Source organism: Enterobacter sp. ECC-219 (genome assembly GCF_043966805.1).
Lineage (GTDB): Bacteria > Pseudomonadota > Gammaproteobacteria > Enterobacterales > Enterobacteriaceae > Enterobacter > Enterobacter cloacae_N.
In genome coordinates, this window is sequence record NZ_CP143680.1 from 1454374 (window position 1) to 1476222 (window position 21849).

The following is a 21849-nucleotide window of genomic DNA, read 5'->3' on the forward strand; positions in this document are numbered from 1 at the left end:
CGACGCATGAAAGCAGCGGCAAAAACGCTAAAACCAAAACGTCAGGAAGAACAGGCCAACTTTATCAGTTGGCGTTTTGCGTTGCTTTGCGGCTGCATTTTACTGGCGCTGGGTTTCCTGCTGGGGCGCGTGGCGTGGCTGCAAATCATCGCCCCTGACATGCTGGTACGCCAGGGGGATATGCGCTCCCTTCGCGTTCAGGAAGTGTCGACTTCTCGCGGAATGATAACCGACCGTTCAGGCCGCCCGCTGGCGGTGAGCGTGCCGGTGAAAGCGATCTGGGCCGACCCGAAAGAGCTGCACGATGCCGGTGGCATCACGCTTGATAACCGCTGGAAAGCGCTGTCAGATGCGCTCAAAATGCCGCTGGATCAGCTTGCCTCCCGCGTCAACGCGAACCCGAAAGGGCGTTTTATCTATCTGGCGCGCCAGGTTAACCCTGACATGGCGGACTACATTCGAAAACTGAAGCTGCCGGGCATTCATCTGCGCGAAGAATCCCGTCGTTACTATCCGTCCGGTGAAGTAACCGCTCACCTCATTGGCTTCACCAACGTCGACAGCCAGGGGATTGAGGGCGTTGAAAAAAGTTTCGATAAGTGGCTTACCGGCCAGCCGGGCGAGCGAATTGTGCGTAAGGACCGCTACGGGCGCGTCATCGAAGATATCTCCTCTACGGACAGCCAGGCGGCGCACAACCTGGCCCTGAGTATTGACGAGCGCCTGCAGGCGCTGGTCTACCGCGAGCTCAACAACGCCGTGGCGTTTAACAAGGCCGAGTCAGGCAGCGCCGTGCTGGTGGATGTCAGCACTGGCGAAGTGCTGGCCATGGCCAACAGTCCGTCCTACAACCCGAATAACTTTACCGGCACCGCAAAAGATGCGATGCGTAACCGGGCGATTACCGACGTGTTCGAACCCGGCTCCACGGTGAAACCGATGGTGGTGATGACGGCGCTTCAGCGCGGTATCGTCAATGAAAACACGGTCCTGAACACGATCCCTTACCGTATTAACGGCCACGAGATTAAAGACGTGGCGCGCTACAGCGAATTGACCCTGACCGGGGTGTTACAGAAGTCGAGTAACGTCGGTGTTTCAAAGCTGGCGTTAGCGATGCCGTCCTCAGCGTTAGTAGAGACTTACTCACGTTTTGGACTGGGAAAGGCGACCAATTTGGGGTTGGTCGGAGAACGCAGTGGCTTATATCCTCAAAAACAACGGTGGTCTGACATAGAGAGGGCCACCTTCTCTTTCGGCTACGGGCTAATGGTAACCCCGTTACAGTTAGCGCGAGTCTACGCAACGATTGGCAGCTATGGCGTCTATCGCCCGCTGTCCATCACCAAAGTTGATCCACCGGTTCCGGGCGAGCGTATCTTCCCGGAATCCATCGTTCGTACCGTTGTGCACATGATGGAAAGCGTGGCGCTGCCGGGTGGCGGCGGCGTGAAGGCGGCCATTAAAGGCTACCGCATCGCCATTAAAACCGGTACGGCGAAAAAGGTGGGGCCAGACGGTCGCTACATCAACAAATACATTGCCTATACCGCAGGCGTTGCGCCTGCAAGCAATCCGCGTTTTGCGCTTGTGGTCGTCATTAACGATCCGCAGGCGGGTAAATACTACGGCGGCGCCGTTTCTGCGCCTGTGTTTGGCGCCATCATGGGCGGCGTGTTACGCACCATGAACGTTGAACCGGATGCGCTGGCGACGGGCGAAAAAAGTGAATTTGTAATTAATCAAGGCGAGGGTACAGGTGGCAGATCGTAATTTGCGCGACCTTCTCGCTCCGTGGGTGCCTATGTTACCTGCGCGAGCACTACGAGAGATGGTACTGGACAGCCGCGTGGCTGCTTCTGGCGATCTTTTTGTGGCGGTGGTCGGTCATCAGGCGGACGGGCGTCGTTATATCCCGCAGGCGATTGCGCAAGGTGTTGCTGCCATTATTGCTGAGGCCAAAGACGAGGCAACCGACGGTGAGATCCGTGAAATTCACGGGGTGCCGGTTGTCTATCTCAGCCAGTTGAATGAGCGTCTCTCTGCACTGGCAGGACGTTTTTATCACGAACCTTCTGACCAGCTGCGTCTGGTTGGCGTGACGGGCACGAACGGAAAAACCACCACCACGCAGCTGATGGCGCAGTGGGCTCAGCTGCTGGGTGAAACGGGGGCCGTGATGGGCACCGTAGGCAACGGCCTGCTGGGCAAAGTGAGCCCGACGGAAAACACCACCGGCTCGGCGGTTGACGTACAGCATGTGCTTGCCGGTCTGGCAGGGCAGGGGGCAACCTTTGCCGCGATGGAAGTCTCTTCGCACGGTCTGGTTCAGCACCGCGTCGCGGCGCTGAAATTTGCTGCTTCAGTGTTCACCAACCTGAGCCGCGATCACCTTGATTACCATGGTGATATGGAGCACTACGAAGCCGCGAAATGGCTGCTGTTCTCTACTCACCATTACGGCCAGGCTATCATCAACGCCGATGACGAAGTGGGCCGCCGCTGGCTTGCGAAGCTGCCGGACGCGGTTGCGGTGTCGATGGAAGACCATATCAATCCGAACTGCCACGGCCGCTGGCTAAAGGCCGTTGATGTTAACTATCACGACAGCGGCGCGACGATACGCTTTGCCTCTTCCTGGGGGGAAGGTGAAATTGAAAGCCGCCTGATGGGGGCGTTTAACGTCAGCAATCTGCTGCTGGCGCTGGCGACGTTGCTGGCGCTGGGTTATCCGATGGCGGAGCTGCTGGAAACGTCAACGCGTTTGCAGCCGGTCTGCGGCCGTATGGAAGTGTTCAGCGCGCCGGGTAAACCGACCGTAGTGGTTGATTATGCCCACACCCCGGACGCGCTGGAAAAAGCACTGGAAGCAGCGCGCCTGCACTGCACCGGTAAGCTCTGGTGCGTGTTTGGCTGCGGCGGCGATCGCGATAAAGGCAAACGCCCGCTGATGGGGGCTATTGCCGAGCAGTTCGCGGATATTCCGGTTGTGACCGATGACAACCCGCGTACCGAAGAGCCGCGCGCCATCATCAACGATATTCTGGCGGGAATGCTGGACGCCGGTCGTGCCCGCGTGGTGGAAGGCCGTGCGGAAGCCGTGACCAACACCATTATGCAGGCGCAGGAGAATGATGTTGTTCTGCTGGCGGGCAAAGGGCATGAAGATTATCAGATTGTTGGCAATCGCCGTCTGGACTACTCGGACCGCGTAACGGCAGCACGCCTGCTGGGAGTAGTGGCATGATTAGCATCACGTTACGTCAGGCCGCTGCCATCCTGCAGGGCGACCTGCACGGGCAAGACCTGACCATTGATGCCGTGACGACGGACACCCGCAAAATTACTGCGGGCTGTCTGTTTGTGGCGCTGAAAGGCGAGCGTTTTGACGCGCATGATTTTGCAGAACAGGCCAAAGAGAACGGCGCCGGTGCGCTGCTCGTCAGCCGCAGGCTCGATATCGATCTGCCGCAGATTGTGGTGAACGATACGCGTCTCGCGTTCGGCGAGCTGGCCGCCTGGGTGCGTCAGCAGGTGCCTGCTCGCGTTGTCGCACTGACCGGGTCATCAGGCAAAACGTCGGTGAAAGAGATGACGGCGGCGATCCTCAGCCAGTGCGGCAATACGCTCTATACCGCGGGCAACCTCAATAATGACATCGGCGTGCCGATGACATTACTTCGCCTGACCAAAGAACATGAATTTGCGGTGATTGAGTTAGGGGCAAACCACCAGGGCGAAATCGCCTGGACCGTAAGCCTGACTCGCCCGGAAGCGGCGCTGGTGAATAACCTGGCGGCGGCGCATCTTGAAGGCTTCGGCTCGCTGGAAGGCGTGGCGAAAGCGAAAGGTGAGATTTACACCGGCCTGCCGGATGACGGTATTGCCATTCTTAACGCCGATAACAACGACTGGCTGAACTGGCAAAGCATCATTGGTTCGCGTAAAACCTGGCGCTTCTCGCCGAATGCGGCCAACAGTGACTTTACCGCGACCAATATCCATGTGACGTCGCACGGTACGGAGTTCACCCTCACCACCCCGACGGGTGGCGTAGACGTGCTGCTGCCGCTGCCGGGACGCCATAACATCGCCAATGCGCTTGCGGCAGCGGCGTTATCGACGGCGGTGGGCGCGTCGCATGAGGCGATCAAAGCGGGGCTGGCGAACCTGAAAGCCGTGCCGGGACGTCTGTTCCCGATTCAGCTTTCGGAAAACAAGCTGCTGCTGGATGACTCCTACAACGCGAACGTCGGCTCGATGACGGCGGCGGTGCAGGTATTATCTGAAATGCCGGGCTACCGCATCATGGTGGTTGGCGATATGGCCGAGCTGGGCGATGAAAGCGAAGCCTGTCATACCCAGGTCGGTGAAGCGGCAAAAGCGGCGGGGCTGGACTGCGTGCTGAGCGCAGGAAAACTGAGCCAGGCGATTAGCCGTGCCAGCGGCGTTGGCGAACATTTTGCCGATAAAGCCGCCTTAATTGAGCGCCTTAAGGCATTAATTACAGAAAAACAAATTGTGACAGTGTTAGTGAAAGGTTCACGTAGTGCCGCCATGGAAGAGGTTGTGCACGCATTACAGGAGAACGGGACATGTTAGTTTGGCTGGCCGAACATTTGGTCAAATATTATTCTGGCTTTAACGTCTTTTCGTATCTGACGTTTCGCGCCATCGTCAGCCTGCTGACTGCGCTGTTCATCTCGTTGTGGATGGGCCCGCGCATGATTGCCCGTCTGCAAAAACTCTCTTTCGGCCAGGTCGTACGTAACGACGGTCCGGAGTCGCACTTCAGCAAGCGCGGTACGCCGACGATGGGCGGGATCATGATCCTTACCGCGATCGTTGTTTCCGTGCTGCTGTGGGCCTACCCGTCCAACCCGTACGTCTGGTGCGTGCTGACCGTACTGGTGGGCTACGGCATTATCGGGTTTGTGGATGATTACCGCAAAGTCGTTCGTAAAGATACTAAGGGCCTGATCGCCCGCTGGAAGTATTTCTGGATGTCAGTGATTGCGCTGGGCGTGGCCTTCGCGCTGTATCTGGCCGGGAAAGACACGCCTGCCACCGAGCTGGTGGTGCCGTTCTTTAAAGACGTGATGCCGCAACTGGGGCTGTTCTACATCCTGCTGGCCTACTTTGTGATTGTTGGCACCGGCAACGCCGTTAACCTGACCGACGGTCTGGATGGCCTGGCCATTATGCCAACCGTCTTTGTGGCCGCCGGTTTCGCGCTGGTGGCGTGGGCGACCGGTAACATGAACTTTGCGAACTACCTGCACATCCCTTATCTGCGCCACGCGGGTGAGCTGGTGATCGTCTGTACGGCGATTGTTGGCGCGGGGCTGGGCTTCCTGTGGTTCAACACCTACCCGGCGCAGGTCTTTATGGGCGACGTCGGTTCTCTGGCTTTAGGCGGTGCGCTCGGCATTATCGCCGTACTGCTGCGTCAGGAGTTCCTGCTGGTGATCATGGGCGGCGTGTTTGTGGTTGAGACCCTGTCGGTGATTTTGCAGGTTGGCTCCTTCAAGCTGCGCGGTCAGCGCATCTTCCGTATGGCACCGATCCACCACCACTATGAACTGAAAGGCTGGCCGGAGCCGCGCGTGATTGTGCGCTTCTGGATTATTTCGCTGATGCTGGTGCTGATTGGCCTGGCAACGCTGAAGGTACGTTAATCATGGCAGATTACCAGGGCAAAAAAGTCGTTATCATCGGGTTAGGCCTTACAGGCCTCTCCTGCGTGGACTTTTTCCTTGCGCGCGGCGTTACGCCGCGCGTGATGGATACGCGTGTCTCTCCGCCGGGTCTGGACAAGCTGCCGGAACAGGTTGAACGCCACCTTGGTGGTCTGAATGATGACTGGCTGCTGGCAGCCGATCTGATTGTCGCCAGCCCGGGAATGGCGCTGGCGCACCCTTCATTGAGCGCTGCCGCGGATGCGGGCGTTGAGATTGTTGGCGATATCGAACTGTTCTGCCGCGAAGCGCAGGCGCCGGTTATCGCGATCACCGGTTCTAACGGCAAAAGCACCGTTACCACCCTGGTGGGTGAAATGGCAAAAGCCGCAGGCATGAACGTAGGGGTAGGCGGCAATATCGGTCTGCCCGCGCTGATGCTGCTGGACAAAGGCTGCGAGCTGTACGTTCTGGAACTTTCCAGCTTCCAGCTTGAAACCACCTCCAGCCTGCATGCGGCGGCGGCAACAATCCTCAACGTGACTGAAGATCATATGGACCGGTATCCATTTGGTCTGCAGCAGTACCGCGCGGCCAAGCTGCGCGTATACGAAAACGCCAAAGTCTGCGTGGTTAACGCCGATGACGCGCTGACCATGCCCGTGCGTGGCGCGGATGAGCGCTGTATCAGCTTTGGTATCACCATGGGTGATTATCATCTGAACCGTCAGTTGGGAGAAACCTGGCTGCGCGTGAAAGGCGAGAAAGTGCTGAACGTGAAAGAGATGAAGCTTTCCGGCCAGCACAACTACACCAATGCCCTGGCGGCGCTGGCGCTTGCGGATGCCGTAGGGCTGCCGCGCTCTTCCAGCCTGAAAGCGTTGACCACGTTTTCCGGCCTGGCGCACCGTTTCCAACTGGCGCTGGAGCATAACGGCGTGCGCTGGATTAACGACTCCAAAGCGACCAACGTGGGAAGCACGGAGGCCGCGCTGAACGGTCTGCACGTTGACGGTACCCTGCATCTGCTGTTGGGGGGAGACGGCAAATCCGCAGATTTCTCCTCCCTGAAGCCGTATCTCACCGGCGATAACATCCGCCTGTACTGCTTTGGCCGCGACGGCAGCGAGCTGGCTGAACTACGCCCGGAAATTGCCGAGCAAACTGAAACGATGGAACAGGCGATGCGCCTGATCGCCCCGCGCGTACAGCCTGGCGACATGGTTCTGCTCTCCCCGGCGTGCGCCAGTCTCGATCAGTTTAAGAATTTCGAACAGCGTGGCGATGTCTTTACCCGCCTTGCGAAGGAGTTAGGCTGATGCGTTTATCTCTCCCTCGCCTGAAAATGCCGCGCCTGCCAGGATTTGGGATCCTGGTGTGGCTGTTTGCGGCGCTGAAAGGCTGGGTGATGGCTTCACGGGATAAAGATTCCGATAGCCTGATTATGTACGACCGCACCCTGTTCTGGCTGACGCTGGGGCTGGCGGCGATCGGCTTTATCATGGTGACCTCGGCTTCCATGCCCGTTGGGCAGCGTCTGGCGAACGATCCCTTCCTGTTCGCCAAGCGTGACGGGCTGTACATCATTCTGGCGTTTTGCCTGGCGCTGGTGACGCTTCGTCTGCCGATGGCGTTCTGGCAGCGGCACAGTACCGCGATGCTGATCGCTTCTATCATCATGCTGTTGATCGTGCTGGTTGTCGGGAGCTCCGTTAACGGGGCATCGCGCTGGATCGCCTTCGGCCCGCTGCGTATTCAGCCGGCGGAATTTACCAAGCTTTCATTGTTCTGCTATCTGGCGAACTACCTGGTCCGTAAGGTCGATGAGGTGCGTAATAACCTTCGCGGCTTCTTAAAGCCGATGGGCGTGATTCTGGTGCTGGCGATCCTGCTGCTGGCGCAGCCTGACCTCGGTACTGTGGTGGTGCTGTTCGTGACGACGCTGGCGATGCTGTTCCTGGCAGGGGCCAAGCTGTGGCAGTTCATTGCCATTATCGGAATGGGGATATCAGCGGTAGTGCTGCTGATCCTCGCTGAGCCTTACCGTATCCGCCGCGTTACCTCATTCTGGAACCCCTGGGAAGATCCGTTCGGCAGCGGTTATCAGCTGACGCAGTCGCTGATGGCGTTTGGCCGCGGTGAAGTCTGGGGGCAAGGCCTGGGCAATTCGGTTCAGAAACTGGAGTATTTACCGGAAGCGCATACTGACTTCATCTTCTCCATTATTGGGGAAGAACTGGGTTATATCGGTGTGGTATTAGCGCTATTAATGGTATTCTTCGTCGCTTTCCGTGCTATGTCCATCGGCCGGAAAGCGCTGGAGATCGATCACCGCTTCTCAGGCTTCTTAGCCTGCTCAATTGGTATCTGGTTTAGCTTCCAGGCGCTGGTTAACGTCGGGGCCGCAGCGGGTATGCTGCCGACCAAAGGTCTGACGTTGCCGCTGATCAGCTATGGTGGTTCGAGTCTGTTGATCATGTCGACGGCCATTATGTTTTTGTTACGCATAGATTATGAGACGCGTCTGGAGAAAGCCCAGGCGTTTACACGAGGTTCACGATGAATCAACCGAAGCGGTTAATGGTGATGGCGGGCGGTACCGGCGGACACGTGTTCCCGGGACTGGCGGTTGCGCACCATTTAATGGATCAGGGCTGGCAGGTACGCTGGCTGGGAACCGCAGACCGCATGGAGGCCGACCTGGTACCGAAGCACGGTATCGAGATCGACTTTATTCGAATTTCTGGCCTGCGGGGAAAAGGCCTCAAGGCCATGCTGCTGGCACCGGTGCGTATTTTCAACGCCTGGCGTCAGGCGCGCACCATCATGAAGCGCTTTAAGCCCGATGTGGTGCTGGGCATGGGCGGCTATGTCTCTGGACCCGGCGGGCTGGCCGCATGGTCATTGGGTATTCCCGTTGTGCTGCATGAGCAGAACGGTATTGCCGGCCTGACCAACAAGTGGCTGGCGAAAATCGCGACCAAAGTGATGCAGGCGTTTCCCGGCGCGTTCCCGAAAGCGGACGTGGTGGGCAACCCGGTGCGCGTGGACGTGCTGGCGCTACCGCTGCCGGATGCCCGCCTGGCGGGACGTGAAGGTCCGGTTCGTGTGCTGGTTGTCGGTGGGTCTCAGGGGGCGCGTATTTTAAACCAGACGATGCCGCAGGTGGCGGCAAAGCTGGGGGATGCCGTGACGATCTGGCACCAGAGCGGAAAAGGCGCTCAGCAGACCGTTGAGCAGGCTTATGCCGAAGCGGGAAAACCGCAGCATAAAGTGACGGAATTTATTGACGATATGGCCGCAGCCTATGCCTGGGCCGATGTCGTGGTCTGCCGCTCGGGGGCGTTGACGGTGAGCGAAATTGCCGCCGCCGGTTTACCCGCGCTGTTCGTGCCGTTCCAGCACAAAGACCGACAGCAGTACTGGAATGCGCTGCCGCTTGAGAAAGCCGGCGCGGCGAAAATTTTTGAACAGCCACAATTTACCGCCGATGCGGTCGCCACCACCCTGGCGGGCTGGAACAGAGACGCACTGCTGGAGATGGCACAACGCGCGCGCGCGGTTGCTATCCCGGATGCGACAGAACGGGTGGCAAAAGAAGTGAGCCTGGCAGTCCAGGCTTAACCCTCGCAGCGCGTGAAGCGCGGCACGAATTTTAAGTAGTCGATGGCGTTTAGAGAATGAATACACAACAACTGGCAAAACTGCGTTCAATCGTGCCCGAGATGCGTCGCGTCCGGCACATTCACTTTGTTGGCATCGGTGGTGCTGGCATGGGCGGTATTGCCGAAGTGTTAGCTAACGAAGGCTATCAGATCAGCGGGTCTGACCTGGCGCCAAACCCTGTAACGCAGCAGCTGGCGTCGCTTGGGGCGACTATCTATTTCAACCATCGCCCGGAAAACGTGCGCGATGCGAGCGTGGTGGTGGTCTCAAGCGCCATCTCCTCTGACAACCCGGAAATCGTTGCCGCGCATGAAGCGCGCATTCCCGTGATCCGCCGTGCTGAAATGCTGGCGGAACTGATGCGTTTCCGTCACGGCATTGCGATTGCCGGCACCCACGGTAAAACCACGACCACGGCGATGGTCTCCAGTATTTATGCGGAAGCCGGGCTCGATCCGACGTTCGTCAACGGCGGTCTGGTGAAAGCGGCAGGCGTGCATGCGCGTCTGGGCCACAGCCGTTATCTGATTGCGGAAGCGGATGAGAGTGACGCGTCGTTCCTGCATCTGCAGCCGATGGTGGCGATTGTCACGAACATCGAAGCTGACCATATGGATACCTACCAGGGCGACTTCGAGAACTTAAAGCAGACCTTTATCAACTTTCTGCACAACCTGCCGTTTTATGGGCGTGCGGTAATGTGCGTCGACGACCCGGTGATCCGCGAGCTGCTGCCGCGCGTCGGTCGTCAAATCACTACCTATGGTTTCAGCGAAGACGCTGACGTCCGCGTGGAAGCGTACAAACAGATTGGTGCGCAGGGCCATTTCACTCTGGCGCGTCAGGACAAAGAGCTGCTGCACGTCACGCTCAATGCGCCAGGGCGCCATAACGCGCTCAACGCCGCTGCGGCAGTGGCTGTTGCGACGGAAGAAGGCATTGACGATGAAGCGATCCTGCGCGCGCTGGAAAGCTTCCAGGGCACGGGGCGTCGCTTCGACTTCCTCGGTGAATTCCCGCTGGATGCGGTGAATGGTAAGCCAGGCACCGCGATGCTGGTAGACGACTACGGTCACCATCCGACCGAAGTAGACGCGACCATCAAAGCCGCACGCGCGGGCTGGCCGGAGAAGAATCTGGTGATGATCTTCCAGCCGCACCGCTTCACGCGTACCCGCGATCTGTATGACGATTTCGCCAGCGTCCTGTCGCAGGTGGATACCCTGCTGATGCTGGATGTTTACGCCGCAGGCGAAACGCCGATTCCGGGTGCGGACAGTCGTTCCCTGTGTCGTACCATTCGCGGGCGCGGTAAAGTTGACCCTATTCTGGTATCTGATCCGGCGCAGGTGGCGGAAATTCTGGCACCGGTCCTGACCGGTAACGATCTGATCCTGATTCAGGGTGCGGGAAATATCGGCAAAATCGCCCGTACTTTAGCCGAAATCAAACTGAAGCCGCAAACCCAGGAGGATGAGCATCATGGCTGATAAGATTGCAGTCCTCTCTGGCGGCACCTCCGCCGAGCGCGAGGTTTCCCTGAATTCCGGGGCTGCCGTGCTGGCGGGCCTGCGTGAAGGCGGCGTAAACGCGCACCTGGTCGATCCAAAAGAGGTCGACGTGACGCAATTAAAAGCGATGGGCTTCGATAAGGTCTTTATCGCGCTACATGGTCGTGGCGGTGAAGACGGAACCCTGCAGGGGCTTCTGGATCTGATCGGCATGCCTTACACCGGCAGCGGCGTGATGGCTTCCGCCATCTCTATGGATAAACTGCGCAGTAAGTTACTCTGGCAGGGCGCGGGGCTACCTGTTGCACCTTGGGTGGCGCTGACCCGTCGCGAATTTGAATTGGGCCTGTCGGACAGCGTTAATACACGCATTGCGTCACTGGGCTTACCGGTTATTGTAAAGCCGAGCCGGGAAGGGTCGAGCGTCGGGATGTCAAAGGTCGATAAAGCTGAAGATTTGTCATCTGCTTTAGCGCTGGCATTTCAACACGATGAAGAAGTTCTGATTGAAAAATGGCTCAGCGGGCCGGAATTTACCGTCGCGATGCTTGGCGAAGAAATTTTACCGTCAATTCGCATCCAACCCGCCGGAGTCTTCTATGATTATGAGGCGAAGTATCTCTCTGATGAGACGCAATATTTCTGCCCTTGTGGTCTTGAAGGTGAGCGTGAAGCCGAATTACAGTCCCTGGTGGTAAAAGCCTGGAATGTTCTCGGGTGTCGCGGCTGGGGACGCATTGATGTGATGCAGGACAATGACGGGCAGTTTTATCTGTTGGAAGCCAATACTTCGCCGGGAATGACCAGCCACAGCCTTGTGCCGATGGCGGCGCGTCAGGCGGGAATGAGCTTCTCTCAGTTAGTCGTACGTATTCTGGACCAGGCGGGCTGATATGTCTCAGGCTGCATTGAACACGCGCAACCGCGATGACGAAGAAGAATATACTTCTTCACGCCGGAGTAATGGAACGCGTCTTGCAGGGATTATTTTCCTGCTCGGGGTGCTGTGCACCGTGTTTATCAGCGGCTGGATGGTGCTGGGCTGGATGGAAGATGCGCAGCGGCTGCCGCTGTCGAAGCTGGTGGTGACCGGTGAGCGTCACTACACGCGTAACGATGATATTCGCCAGTCAATTTTGGCGCTGGGATCGCCCGGCACCTTTATGACGCAGGACGTCAATATTATTCAGAGCCAGATTGAACGTCTGCCATGGATAAAACAGGCGAGCGTCAGAAAACAATGGCCTGATGAATTGAAGATTCATCTGGTTGAATATGTGCCCATTGCGCGTTGGAATGATCAGCACATGGTTGACGTAGACGGAAATTCCTTCAGCGTCCCGAGCGATCGTGTCAACAAGCAAAATTTACCGATGTTGTATGGCCCGGAAGGCAGCGAAAACGAAGTATTGCAGGGTTTTCGTGAAATGGGCCAGGTGCTGGCGAAGGACAGGTTTACGTTAAAAGATGCTGCGATGACGGCGCGCCGCTCCTGGCAGCTGACGTTGACGAACGGCATTAAGCTCAACCTGGGACGCGGCGACACAATGAAACGTCTGGCGCGTTTTGTAGAACTTTACCCGGTTTTACAGCAGCAGGCGCAGACGGACGGCAAACGGATAAGCTACGTTGATTTGCGCTATGACTCAGGCGCAGCAGTCGGTTGGGAGCCGGCTCCGGTCGAGGAACCTAATCAGCAACAGAATCAGGCACAGGTACAGGCAGAACAACAATGATCAAGGCGACGGACAGAAAACTGGTAGTTGGACTGGAGATTGGCACCGCGAAGGTTGCCGCTTTAGTAGGGGAAGTTCTGCCCGACGGTATGGTCAATATCATTGGCGTGGGCAGTTGCCCGTCCCGTGGTATGGATAAAGGTGGGGTAAACGACCTTGAGTCGGTGGTGAAATGCGTACAGCGCGCCATCGATCAGGCTGAATTAATGGCAGATTGCCAGATTTCTTCTGTCTATCTGGCCCTTTCTGGCAAGCACATCAGCTGCCAGAACGAAATCGGTATGGTGCCGATTTCCGAAGAAGAAGTGACGCAGGAAGACGTTGAAAACGTTGTGCATACGGCGAAGTCCGTGCGCGTTCGCGATGAGCATCGCGTGCTGCACGTGATCCCGCAGGAGTATGCGATCGACTACCAGGAAGGGATCAAGAACCCGGTTGGTCTGTCTGGCGTGCGTATGCAGGCAAAAGTGCACCTGATCACATGTCACAACGATATGGCGAAGAACATTGTGAAAGCCGTTGAACGTTGTGGCCTGAAAGTTGACCAACTTATTTTCGCCGGTCTGGCGGCAAGTTATTCCGTGCTGACCGAAGACGAACGTGAACTGGGTGTCTGTGTGGTCGATATTGGTGGTGGTACAATGGACATGGCCGTGTATACCGGCGGTGCGCTGCGCCACACCAAAGTGATCCCATACGCAGGGAACGTTGTGACCAGCGATATTGCTTACGCTTTTGGTACGCCACCGAGCGATGCAGAAGCGATTAAAGTGCGCCACGGCTGTGCGCTGGGGTCTATTGTTGGCAAAGATGAGAGCGTTGAAGTGCCGAGCGTGGGCGGTCGTCCGCCGCGTAGCCTGCAGCGCCAGACGTTGGCAGAGGTGATTGAGCCACGCTATACCGAGCTGCTCAACCTGGTCAACGAAGAGATTTTACAGTTACAGGAACAGCTTCGTCAGCAGGGCGTGAAACATCATCTTGCGGCGGGGATTGTATTAACCGGCGGTGCAGCGCAAATTGAAGGTCTTGCGGCCTGCGCTCAGCGCGTGTTCCATACGCAGGTGCGTATTGGTGCGCCGCTGAATATTACCGGTTTAACGGATTATGCCCAGGAGCCGTACTATTCAACGGCAGTGGGCCTGCTCCACTACGGGAAGGAATCTCATCTCAGTGGTGAAGCAGAAGTGGAAAAACGCGTCTCAGTGGGGTCGTGGGTCAAACGACTGAACAACTGGCTGCGAAAAGAGTTTTAATTTTTTAAAGAGACCGGAGAGAATTAGCGGTCTCGGGCGACAGGCACAACGGAGAGAGAAATTATGTTTGAACCTATGGAACTGACCAACGACGCGGTGATTAAAGTCATCGGCGTCGGTGGCGGCGGCGGTAACGCCGTAGAGCATATGGTGCGTGAACGCATTGAAGGTGTTGAATTCTTTGCAGTTAACACCGATGCGCAAGCACTTCGTAAGACGGCAGTTGGCCAGACTATCCAGATCGGCGGTGGTATCACCAAAGGCCTGGGCGCTGGAGCTAACCCGGAAGTTGGCCGTAACGCGGCTGAAGAAGATCGTGAAGCCCTGCGTGCTGCACTGGAAGGTGCGGACATGGTCTTCATCGCAGCAGGCATGGGCGGCGGTACTGGTACCGGTGCAGCACCTGTTGTGGCTGAAGTGGCAAAAGATTTAGGTATCCTGACCGTTGCTGTCGTGACCAAGCCTTTCAACTTCGAAGGCAAAAAGCGTATGGCCTTCGCTGAGCAGGGTATCACCGAGCTGTCCAAGCATGTGGACTCGCTGATCACTATCCCGAACGACAAACTGTTGAAAGTTCTGGGTCGCGGTATCTCCCTGCTGGACGCCTTCGGCGCGGCAAACGACGTGCTGAAAGGCGCGGTTCAGGGTATCGCTGAACTGATTACCCGTCCTGGCCTGATGAACGTTGACTTTGCAGACGTTCGCACCGTGATGTCCGAAATGGGCTACGCGATGATGGGCTCTGGCGTGGCGAGCGGTGAAGACCGTGCAGAAGAAGCGGCTGAAATGGCTATCTCTTCTCCACTGCTGGAAGATATCGATCTGTCTGGTGCACGCGGCGTGCTGGTCAACATTACCGCTGGCTTTGACCTGCGTCTGGATGAGTTCGAAACCGTGGGTAACACCATCCGTGCGTTCGCCTCTGACAACGCGACCGTGGTAATCGGTACGTCTCTTGACCCGGAAATGAACGACGAGCTGCGTGTTACCGTTGTTGCGACCGGTATCGGTATGGACAAGCGTCCTGAGATCACCCTGGTGACCAACAAGCAGACTCAGCAACCGGTAATGGATCGTTACCAGCAGCACGGTATGTCTCCTCTGACTCAGGAGCAAAAACCGGCCGCGAAAGTGGTGAACGACCCAACACCGCAAACGGCAAAAGAGCCAGATTATCTGGACATCCCGGCGTTCCTGCGTAAGCAAGCTGACTAAGAATTGGCTGGAATTTGGGGATTTGCGCTCTTTGTGCTAAACTGGCCCACCGTTAGTGATATACACTCTCGGTTGGATAGTTAATTTGGCGAGATTATACGATGATCAAACAAAGGACACTTAAACGTATCGTTCAGGCGACGGGTGTCGGTTTACATACCGGCAAGAAAGTCACACTGACGTTACGCCCTGCGCCGGCCAATACCGGGGTCATCTATCGTCGCACCGACTTGAATCCACCGGTAGATTTTCCGGCCGATGCCAAATCTGTGCGTGATACTATGCTCTGTACTTGTCTGGTGAACGAGCATGACGTGCGGATTTCTACCGTAGAGCACCTGAACGCCGCCCTGGCGGGTCTGGGTATCGACAACATTATTGTTGAAGTCGATGCGCCAGAAATCCCGATTATGGATGGTAGTGCTGCGCCGTTCGTTTATCTGTTGCTGGATGCCGGCATCGAAGAACTGAACTGTGCGAAGAAATTTGTTCGCATTAAAGAGACCGTTCGCGTCGAAGATGGCGACAAGTGGGCTGAATTCAAACCGTACAATGGTTTCTCGTTGGACTTTACCATCGACTTTAACCATCCGGCGATTGATGCCAGCACCCAACGCTATGCGATGAACTTCTCTGCTGATGCGTTTATGCGCCAGATCAGCCGCGCACGTACGTTTGGCTTCATGCGTGATATCGAATATCTGCAGTCCCGCGGCCTGTGCCTGGGCGGCAGCTTCGATTGTGCCATCGTTGTTGACGATTATCGCGTACTGAACGAAGACGGCCTGCGTTTTGAAGATGAATTCGTTCGTCACAAAATGCTGGACGCGATCGGCGACCTCTTCATGTGTGGTCACAACATCATTGGTGCATTTACCGCGTTTAAATCCGGTCATGCACTGAACAACAAACTGTTGCAGGCCGTCCTGGCAAAACAGGAAGCCTGGGAATATGTGACCTTCGAAGACGAAGCTGAGCTGCCGCTGGCGTTCAAAGCACCGACTATGGTCCTGGCGTAACGGTTAACGCCGTTTCGTAAGAAAAGCGACTGGTTCACCTGGTACTCTCTCCGACCAGGGAAGCCAGTCGTTTTTATTTCTGCCCTTCTTTGATTTGTCCCTCTATTCCCTGGCCTTTGTCGGGTGCCGAATAACGGTGTGTTCGCTGCATTATTGACCGTTTTTACCTGCTACAAGGTGTCATTCCTGCTGCTGTGTAGTGGCTTTAGTGGTAATATCTGGGCGCTAAAAAAAGAATAACTGAACTCAGCCTGCACTGGCGGGCGAATGTGGTGGAGCAAGTGAGCGGAATACTGACGCGCTGGCGACAATTTGGCAGACGTTACTTCTGGCCGCATCTCTTATTAGGGATGGTCGCGGCGAGTTTCGGCTTGCCTGCGCTCAGCAACAGTGCGGAAGCGGCGACACCAGCACGTTCCACTACGACTAAACACGATCTCTCGACGCGGGTTAATTTTACTAATCTCGCGTGGCTTGAAGCCAGCCGTCGTCCTAATTTCTCCGTTGATTACTGGCAGCAGCACGCCATCCGCACGGTTATCCGTCATCTGTCGTTCGCGATGGCGCCGCAGACGATGCCTGTTGCTGAAGAAACGCTGCCGGTTCAGGCTCAGCATCTTGCCCTGCTCGATACGCTTAATGCGCTTCTGACGCAGGACAACCAGCCGCCTCTGAACGTGAGTCAGACGGCGCAAACCGGGTTTGTCCCCCCTGTATCATTCTCCGTTTCGACATGGATTAGCCAGGTTCACGGCATCCGCGCCGGGCCTCAACGCCTCAGCTAAATTAACTTTTTCAATACCTTAATTTATCTGCCCGTCTGGGGCGTTTGAGAATTTATTATGCTAATCAAATTATTAACCAAAGTTTTCGGTAGTCGTAACGATCGTACCCTGCGCCGTATGCGCAAAGCTGTAAACGTAATCAACGGTATGGAACCGGCGATGGAGAAGCTCTCTGATGATGAGCTGAAGGCGAAAACCGCGGAATTCCGCGCGCGCCTGGAAAAAGGCGAAACCCTGGAGAGCCTTATTCCGGAAGCTTTCGCGGTTGTGCGTGAAGCGAGTAAACGCGTATTTGGCATGCGTCACTTCGACGTTCAGCTGCTGGGTGGTATGGTGCTTAACGAGCGCTGCATCGCGGAAATGCGTACCGGTGAAGGTAAAACACTGACCGCAACGCTGCCGGCTTACCTGAATGCACTGACCGGGAAGGGCGTTCACGTCGTTACCGTCAACGACTATCTGGCCCAGCGTGATGCCGAAAACAACCGTCCGCTGTTCGAATTCCTCGGCATGACCGTCGGCATCAACATGTCCGGCCTGCCGGCGCCCGCCAAGCGTGAAGCGTATAACGCTGATATCACCTACGGTACCAACAACGAATACGGCTTCGACTACCTGCGTGACAACATGGCGTTCAGCCCGGAAGAGCGCGTCCAGCGCAAGCTGCACTATGCGCTGGTGGATGAGGTTGACTCCATTCTTATCGATGAGGCGCGTACCCCGCTGATCATCTCCGGCCCGGCCGAAGACAGCTCTGACATGTACCGTAAAGTCGACAAAATCATTCCACACCTGCTGCGCCAGGAGAAAGAAGACTCCGATACCTTCCAGGGTGAAGGCCACTTCTCCGTTGATGAGAAAGCGCGCCAGGTGAACCTGACCGAACGTGGTCTGGTGAAAATTGAAGAGCTGCTGGTGGCTGAAGGTATTATGGAAGAAGGCGAGTCTCTGTACTCTCCGAGCAACATTATGCTGATGCACCACGTGACCGCCGCGCTGCGTGCGCACGCGCTGTTCACCCGCGACGTCGACTACATCGTGAAAGACGGTGAAGTCATTATCGTCGATGAACACACCGGTCGTACCATGCAGGGTCGTCGCTGGTCTGACGGTCTGCACCAGGCCGTTGAAGCGAAAGAAGGCGTGGATATCCAGAACGAAAACCAGACGCTGGCGTCTATTACCTTCCAGAACTACTTCCGTCTGTACGAGAAGCTGGCAGGGATGACCGGTACTGCAGATACCGAAGCGTTTGAATTCAGCTCCATCTACAAGCTGGATACCGTGGTTGTGCCAACCAACCGTCCGATGATCCGTAAGGATATGCCGGACCTGGTGTACATGACCGAAGCGGAAAAAATTCAGGCGATCATCGAAGATATTCGTGACCGTACTGCCAATGGTCAGCCCGTTCTGGTGGGGACCATCTCCATCGAGAAATCTGAAGTGGTTTCTAACGAACTGACCAAAGCTGGCATCAAGCACAACGTTCTGAACGCCAAGTTCCACGCTAAAGAAGCAGACATTGTTGCTCAGGCTGGCTATCCGGCAGCCGTGACCATCGCCACCAACATGGCGGGTCGTGGTACCGATATTATGCTGGGCGGTAGCTGGCAGGCTGAAGTTGCAGAGCTGGAAAACCCAACGCCAGAGCAGATCGCGCAGATCAAAGCCGACTGGCAGGTGCGCCACGACGCGGTGCTGGCATCCGGTGGCCTGCACATCATTGGTACCGAGCGTCACGAATCTCGTCGTATCGACAACCAGCTGCGTGGCCGTGCGGGTCGTCAGGGGGACGCCGGTTCTTCCCGCTTCTATCTGTCTATGGAAGATGCGCTGATGCGTATTTTCGCCTCCGACCGCGTGTCCGGCATGATGCGTAAGCTGGGCATGAAGCCAGGCGAAGCCATTGAGCACCCGTGGGTGACTAAAGCGATCGCTAACGCCCAGCGTAAAGTGGAAAGCCGCAACTTCGATATTCGTAAGCAACTGCTGGAATACGATGACGTTGCCAACGATCAGCGTCGTGCAATCTACACCCAGCGTAACGAACTGCTGGACGTGTCCGACGTGAGCGAAACCATCAACAGCATCCGCGAGGATGTGTTCAAAGCCACCATCGACGCGCATATTCCACCGCAGTCTCTGGAAGAGATGTGGGATGTTGAAGGCCTGCAGGAACGCCTGAAAAACGACTTCGATCTCGATCTGCCAATCAAAGAGTGGCTGGACAAAGAGCCTGAGCTTCATGAAGAGACCCTGCGCGAACGTATCTTTGAAACCGCGCTGGAGGTTTACAAGCGTAAGGAAGAAGTGGTTGGCGCTGAGATGATGCGTCACTTCGAAAAAGGCGTGATGCTGCAGACGCTGGACTCCCTGTGGAAAGAGCACCTGGCGGCGATGGACTACCTGCGTCAGGGTATCCACCTGCGTGGCTATGCACAGAAAGATCCGAAGCAGGAGTACAAGCGTGAATCCTTCTCCATGTTTGCCTCTATGCTGGAGTCGCTGAAGTATGAAGTGATCAGCACCCTGAGTAAGGTTCAGGTGCGTATGCCGGAAGAAGTGGAAGCGATGGAGCAGCAGCGTCGTGAAGAAGCTGAGCGTCTGGCGCAGATGCAGCAGCTGAGCCACCAGACCGACGAAAGCGAAGCCGCAGCAGCGATCGCCGCGCAGACCGGCGATCGTAAAGTGGGTCGTAACGATCCATGCCCATGTGGTTCTGGTAAAAAATACAAGGCCTGCCACGGCCGTCTGAACTAAGTTCATAAAAAAAGAAAAGGCGCAGACATCTGCGCCTTTTTTATGGAAGTGAAACTATGAAAATACTGCAAATTGCCGTCGGGATTATTCGCAACCCGCAAAACCAAATCTTCATCACCCAGCGCGCTGCCGACGCCCATATGGCGAACAAGTGGGAGTTTCCTGGTGGGAAAATCGAATCAGGAGAAACGCCGGAAGAGGCGCTGGTGCGTGAGCTGCAGGAAGAGGTGGGGATTACCCCGCTTGGCGCCACGCTGTTTGATAAGCTGGAATACCAGTTTCCCGACAGGCACATCACGCTGTGGTTCTGGCTGGTGGAAAGCTGGGAAGGTGACCCATGGGGAAAAGAAGGACAGCCGGGTAACTGGGTGGAACTTCAGGCCAGTGATGCCGATAAATTCCCGCCAGCCAATGAGCCTGTGATCCGCCGCTTAGCGGCAAATATGTAGGCCTGCCGGACGAAGCGCCAGCAGGCTTTGAACGTTACTGCTGGCTTTCGCTCCAGTCATCGCTATCCGAGAGGTCCCCTTCGCTCGGAATACGTTTCTCTTCCGCCGCCCATTCGCCCAGGTCAATGAGCTGACAGCGCTTGCAGCAGAATGGGCGAAATGGACTCACTTCGCCCCAGACAACGGTTTTGCCACAGGTTGGGCAGTTTACGGTGGTGACGTCAGACATTGGCACTCCTTAACAACAGGCCAGTTCAAAATCGAGGCGTTCCGGCACGGTGCCATTTTCACTGTCCAGCGGCATAAAGCGGATCGCGAAACGGCTTTTATGCCCGGAAATTTGTGGATAAAGCTGCTCGCCAAGAGACAGATTTAGACGCAGAAGATCGGCGTCGTCGCCGTTGTCCTGATAAAAACCGTTGAGACTGGTTTGCTTGCGGAACGGGGCAGAGTTACGTACAAGATCGAGGATCAGCGATAACGTCTGATTCATCGGCTCCAGGCTGCCCAGCCAGCTGTTTACCTGACGATCGCGCTGTTCCTGCGGCATATGCAGCCACATATGCAGCGTTGGCAGGTCAAAGCTACAGCAACCGCCCGGTATGCTCAGGCGCTGGCGCACCAGCGCAATCAAACGGTCTTCTCGTAAATATTGCCCAACGCGCGGCGCTGCCATCAGCGTTGTGCTGCTGTTTTTCAATTGCTGACGTAAGGCGTCAATCCGGCTTTGATCCACGCCCGGCACTTCGGCCCAGGCCTGTAATTTACGCTGCTGGCGCTCCAGCTCTTTCAACAGCTCCGTACGGACATCGCCACGCTCAATCACATCCAGCAGATCGCCTACGTTGCGAAAGAAGTGCAACGCCGTGGCATGATCGTTAACAGGAAGATGTTGTGAAAGCTGTTGGATAAGAAATTCAATGCGCAGCCAGGTACGCATTTTTTCATTAAGCGGGTGCTCAAAAAGAATGTGAGTGGACATTATGGTTTTTCCTGTGCAACGGCCTGCGCGGCGAACGTCAGATACTGCGCGTGCAGACGGGCAACATCCGATGCAATGGCATCTGGTGCGCCGTTATTATCAATAACATCATCCGCAACGGCAAGGCGCTGAGCGCGCGTGGCCTGAGCGGCAAGAATTTGTTCAGCATGTTCACGCGAGACGTGATCGCGCGTCATGGTTCGCTGGATTTGCGTTTCGGGTGTGACATCAATCACCAGTACCCGATTGGCTTTCTTATACAGCTGATTTTCCACCAGGAGCGGAACCACCCACAGGACATAGGGCGAGCGGGCTGCGGCTATCTGACGCTGAGTTTCCTGGTGGATAATGGGGTGGAGCAGGGCATTAAGCCAGGCTTTTTCCGCAGAATCAGAAAAAATATATTCGCGAAGCTGACGGCGGTTCAGCGTGCCGTCTGCATTGATGATTGCCTGACCGAAATGGTCTGCGATGGCCTTTAGCGCGGGTGTATTGGGCTCTACCACCTGACGGGCAATAATATCGGCATCAATAATCGCGATGCCGAGACGAGAAAACGCGTCCGCAACGGTACTTTTGCCACTACCGATGCCGCCGGTTACTGCGACGATATACCCCATTAAATCAAATCCTGGGAATTATTCATTATGAAAATCAGTTGCTTAAAAAACAAACGTGCGACAGTAATTGTTTGATTCTCTTTACCCGCTTTTTACCAGGTAAATTTATAGGATTGTAGCGTAAAAAAAGAGAATTTCGCAGTCTTGCGGAGCAGGTATTAGTGCGTATGAT

General features: G+C 56.2%; 19 protein-coding genes. 16 read left to right on the top strand and 3 right to left on the bottom strand.

Going from position 1 to position 21849, the window contains the following annotated elements; all coding sequences use genetic code 11:
- Positions 1-6: 6 nt before the first annotated feature.
- From V1603_RS06825 to mutT, 16 genes are all read left to right on the top strand, one after another.
- On the top strand, positions 7-1773 hold the full coding sequence (locus V1603_RS06825) for a peptidoglycan glycosyltransferase FtsI (RefSeq protein WP_028015504.1): 1767 nt from the start codon (positions 7-9) through the stop codon (positions 1771-1773).
- Positions 1760-3247 carry a UDP-N-acetylmuramoyl-L-alanyl-D-glutamate--2,6-diaminopimelate ligase gene (murE, locus tag V1603_RS06830; RefSeq protein ID WP_163330313.1) on the top strand — a complete coding sequence of 496 codons (1488 nt, stop codon included), beginning with the start codon at positions 1760-1762 and terminating at the stop codon, positions 3245-3247. The genes V1603_RS06825 and murE overlap by 14 nt, the downstream gene beginning before the upstream one ends.
- Complete coding sequence (gene murF, locus V1603_RS06835) at positions 3244-4602, top strand: UDP-N-acetylmuramoyl-tripeptide--D-alanyl-D-alanine ligase (RefSeq protein WP_116342502.1); 1359 nt, start codon at positions 3244-3246, stop codon at positions 4600-4602. The genes murE and murF overlap by 4 nt, the downstream gene beginning before the upstream one ends.
- Positions 4596-5678 carry a phospho-N-acetylmuramoyl-pentapeptide-transferase gene (gene mraY, locus V1603_RS06840; RefSeq protein ID WP_008501985.1) on the top strand — a complete coding sequence of 361 codons (1083 nt, stop codon included), beginning with the start codon at positions 4596-4598 and terminating at the stop codon, positions 5676-5678. The genes murF and mraY overlap by 7 nt, the downstream gene beginning before the upstream one ends.
- A gap of 2 nt (positions 5679-5680) precedes the next feature.
- Positions 5681-6997, top strand: a complete 1317-nt coding sequence (gene murD, locus V1603_RS06845) for a UDP-N-acetylmuramoyl-L-alanine--D-glutamate ligase (protein WP_166710111.1) — start codon at positions 5681-5683, stop codon at positions 6995-6997.
- On the top strand, positions 6997-8241 hold the full coding sequence (gene ftsW / locus V1603_RS06850; RefSeq protein ID WP_028015508.1) for a cell division protein FtsW: 1245 nt from the start codon (positions 6997-6999) through the stop codon (positions 8239-8241). Before murD ends, ftsW begins: the two co-directional genes overlap by 1 nt.
- Positions 8238-9302: an undecaprenyldiphospho-muramoylpentapeptide beta-N-acetylglucosaminyltransferase gene (murG, locus tag V1603_RS06855; protein ID WP_166710113.1), complete on the top strand. Its 1065-nt coding sequence runs from the start codon at positions 8238-8240 to the stop codon at positions 9300-9302. Before ftsW ends, murG begins: the two co-directional genes overlap by 4 nt.
- Before the next feature lie 56 nt (positions 9303-9358).
- Positions 9359-10834 (top strand): UDP-N-acetylmuramate--L-alanine ligase, encoded by a 1476-nt coding sequence (murC, locus tag V1603_RS06860; protein ID WP_116342508.1) that lies wholly within the window; start codon positions 9359-9361, stop codon positions 10832-10834.
- Positions 10827-11747, top strand: a complete 921-nt coding sequence (locus V1603_RS06865; protein WP_192981997.1) for a D-alanine--D-alanine ligase — start codon at positions 10827-10829, stop codon at positions 11745-11747. The genes murC and V1603_RS06865 overlap by 8 nt, the downstream gene beginning before the upstream one ends.
- A 1-nt stretch (position 11748) precedes the next feature.
- Positions 11749-12591, top strand: a complete 843-nt coding sequence (gene ftsQ, locus V1603_RS06870; RefSeq protein WP_116342512.1) for a cell division protein FtsQ — start codon at positions 11749-11751, stop codon at positions 12589-12591.
- Positions 12588-13844, top strand: a complete 1257-nt coding sequence (ftsA, locus tag V1603_RS06875) for a cell division protein FtsA (protein ID WP_006173845.1) — start codon at positions 12588-12590, stop codon at positions 13842-13844. Before ftsQ ends, ftsA begins: the two co-directional genes overlap by 4 nt.
- Positions 13845-13907: 63 nt before the next feature.
- Positions 13908-15059 (top strand): cell division protein FtsZ, encoded by a 1152-nt coding sequence (gene ftsZ / locus V1603_RS06880; RefSeq protein WP_008501978.1) that lies wholly within the window; start codon positions 13908-13910, stop codon positions 15057-15059.
- Between the two features lie 101 nt (positions 15060-15160).
- Positions 15161-16078, top strand: coding sequence for a UDP-3-O-acyl-N-acetylglucosamine deacetylase (gene lpxC, locus V1603_RS06885; RefSeq protein WP_061099229.1), 918 nt, complete (start codon positions 15161-15163; stop codon positions 16076-16078).
- Positions 16079-16359: 281 nt separating this feature from the next.
- Positions 16360-16863 (top strand): secA translation cis-regulator SecM, encoded by a 504-nt coding sequence (gene secM, locus V1603_RS06890; RefSeq protein ID WP_116342631.1) that lies wholly within the window; start codon positions 16360-16362, stop codon positions 16861-16863.
- Positions 16864-16920: 57 nt separating this feature from the next.
- Positions 16921-19626: a preprotein translocase subunit SecA gene (secA, locus tag V1603_RS06895; protein ID WP_116342514.1), complete on the top strand. Its 2706-nt coding sequence runs from the start codon at positions 16921-16923 to the stop codon at positions 19624-19626.
- A 56-nt stretch (positions 19627-19682) separates the two neighbouring features.
- Positions 19683-20075 carry an 8-oxo-dGTP diphosphatase MutT gene (gene mutT, locus V1603_RS06900; RefSeq protein ID WP_116342516.1) on the top strand — a complete coding sequence of 131 codons (393 nt, stop codon included), beginning with the start codon at positions 19683-19685 and terminating at the stop codon, positions 20073-20075.
- Positions 20076-20109: 34 nt separating this feature from the next.
- Here the strand turns inward: mutT and yacG are convergent, their stop codons facing one another.
- The 3 genes from yacG to coaE are packed head-to-tail and all read right to left on the bottom strand — an operon-like array spanning position 20110 to position 21677.
- Positions 20110-20304 (bottom strand): DNA gyrase inhibitor YacG, encoded by a 195-nt coding sequence (yacG, locus tag V1603_RS06905; RefSeq protein WP_028015516.1) that lies wholly within the window; start codon positions 20302-20304, stop codon positions 20110-20112.
- A 9-nt stretch (positions 20305-20313) separates the two neighbouring features.
- Positions 20314-21057 carry a cell division protein ZapD gene (zapD, locus tag V1603_RS06910; RefSeq protein WP_028015517.1) on the bottom strand — a complete coding sequence of 248 codons (744 nt, stop codon included), beginning with the start codon at positions 21055-21057 and terminating at the stop codon, positions 20314-20316.
- On the bottom strand, positions 21057-21677 hold the full coding sequence (gene coaE, locus V1603_RS06915; protein WP_395313679.1) for a dephospho-CoA kinase: 621 nt from the start codon (positions 21675-21677) through the stop codon (positions 21057-21059). Before coaE ends, zapD begins: the two co-directional genes overlap by 1 nt.
- Positions 21678-21849: the final 172 nt, after the last annotated feature.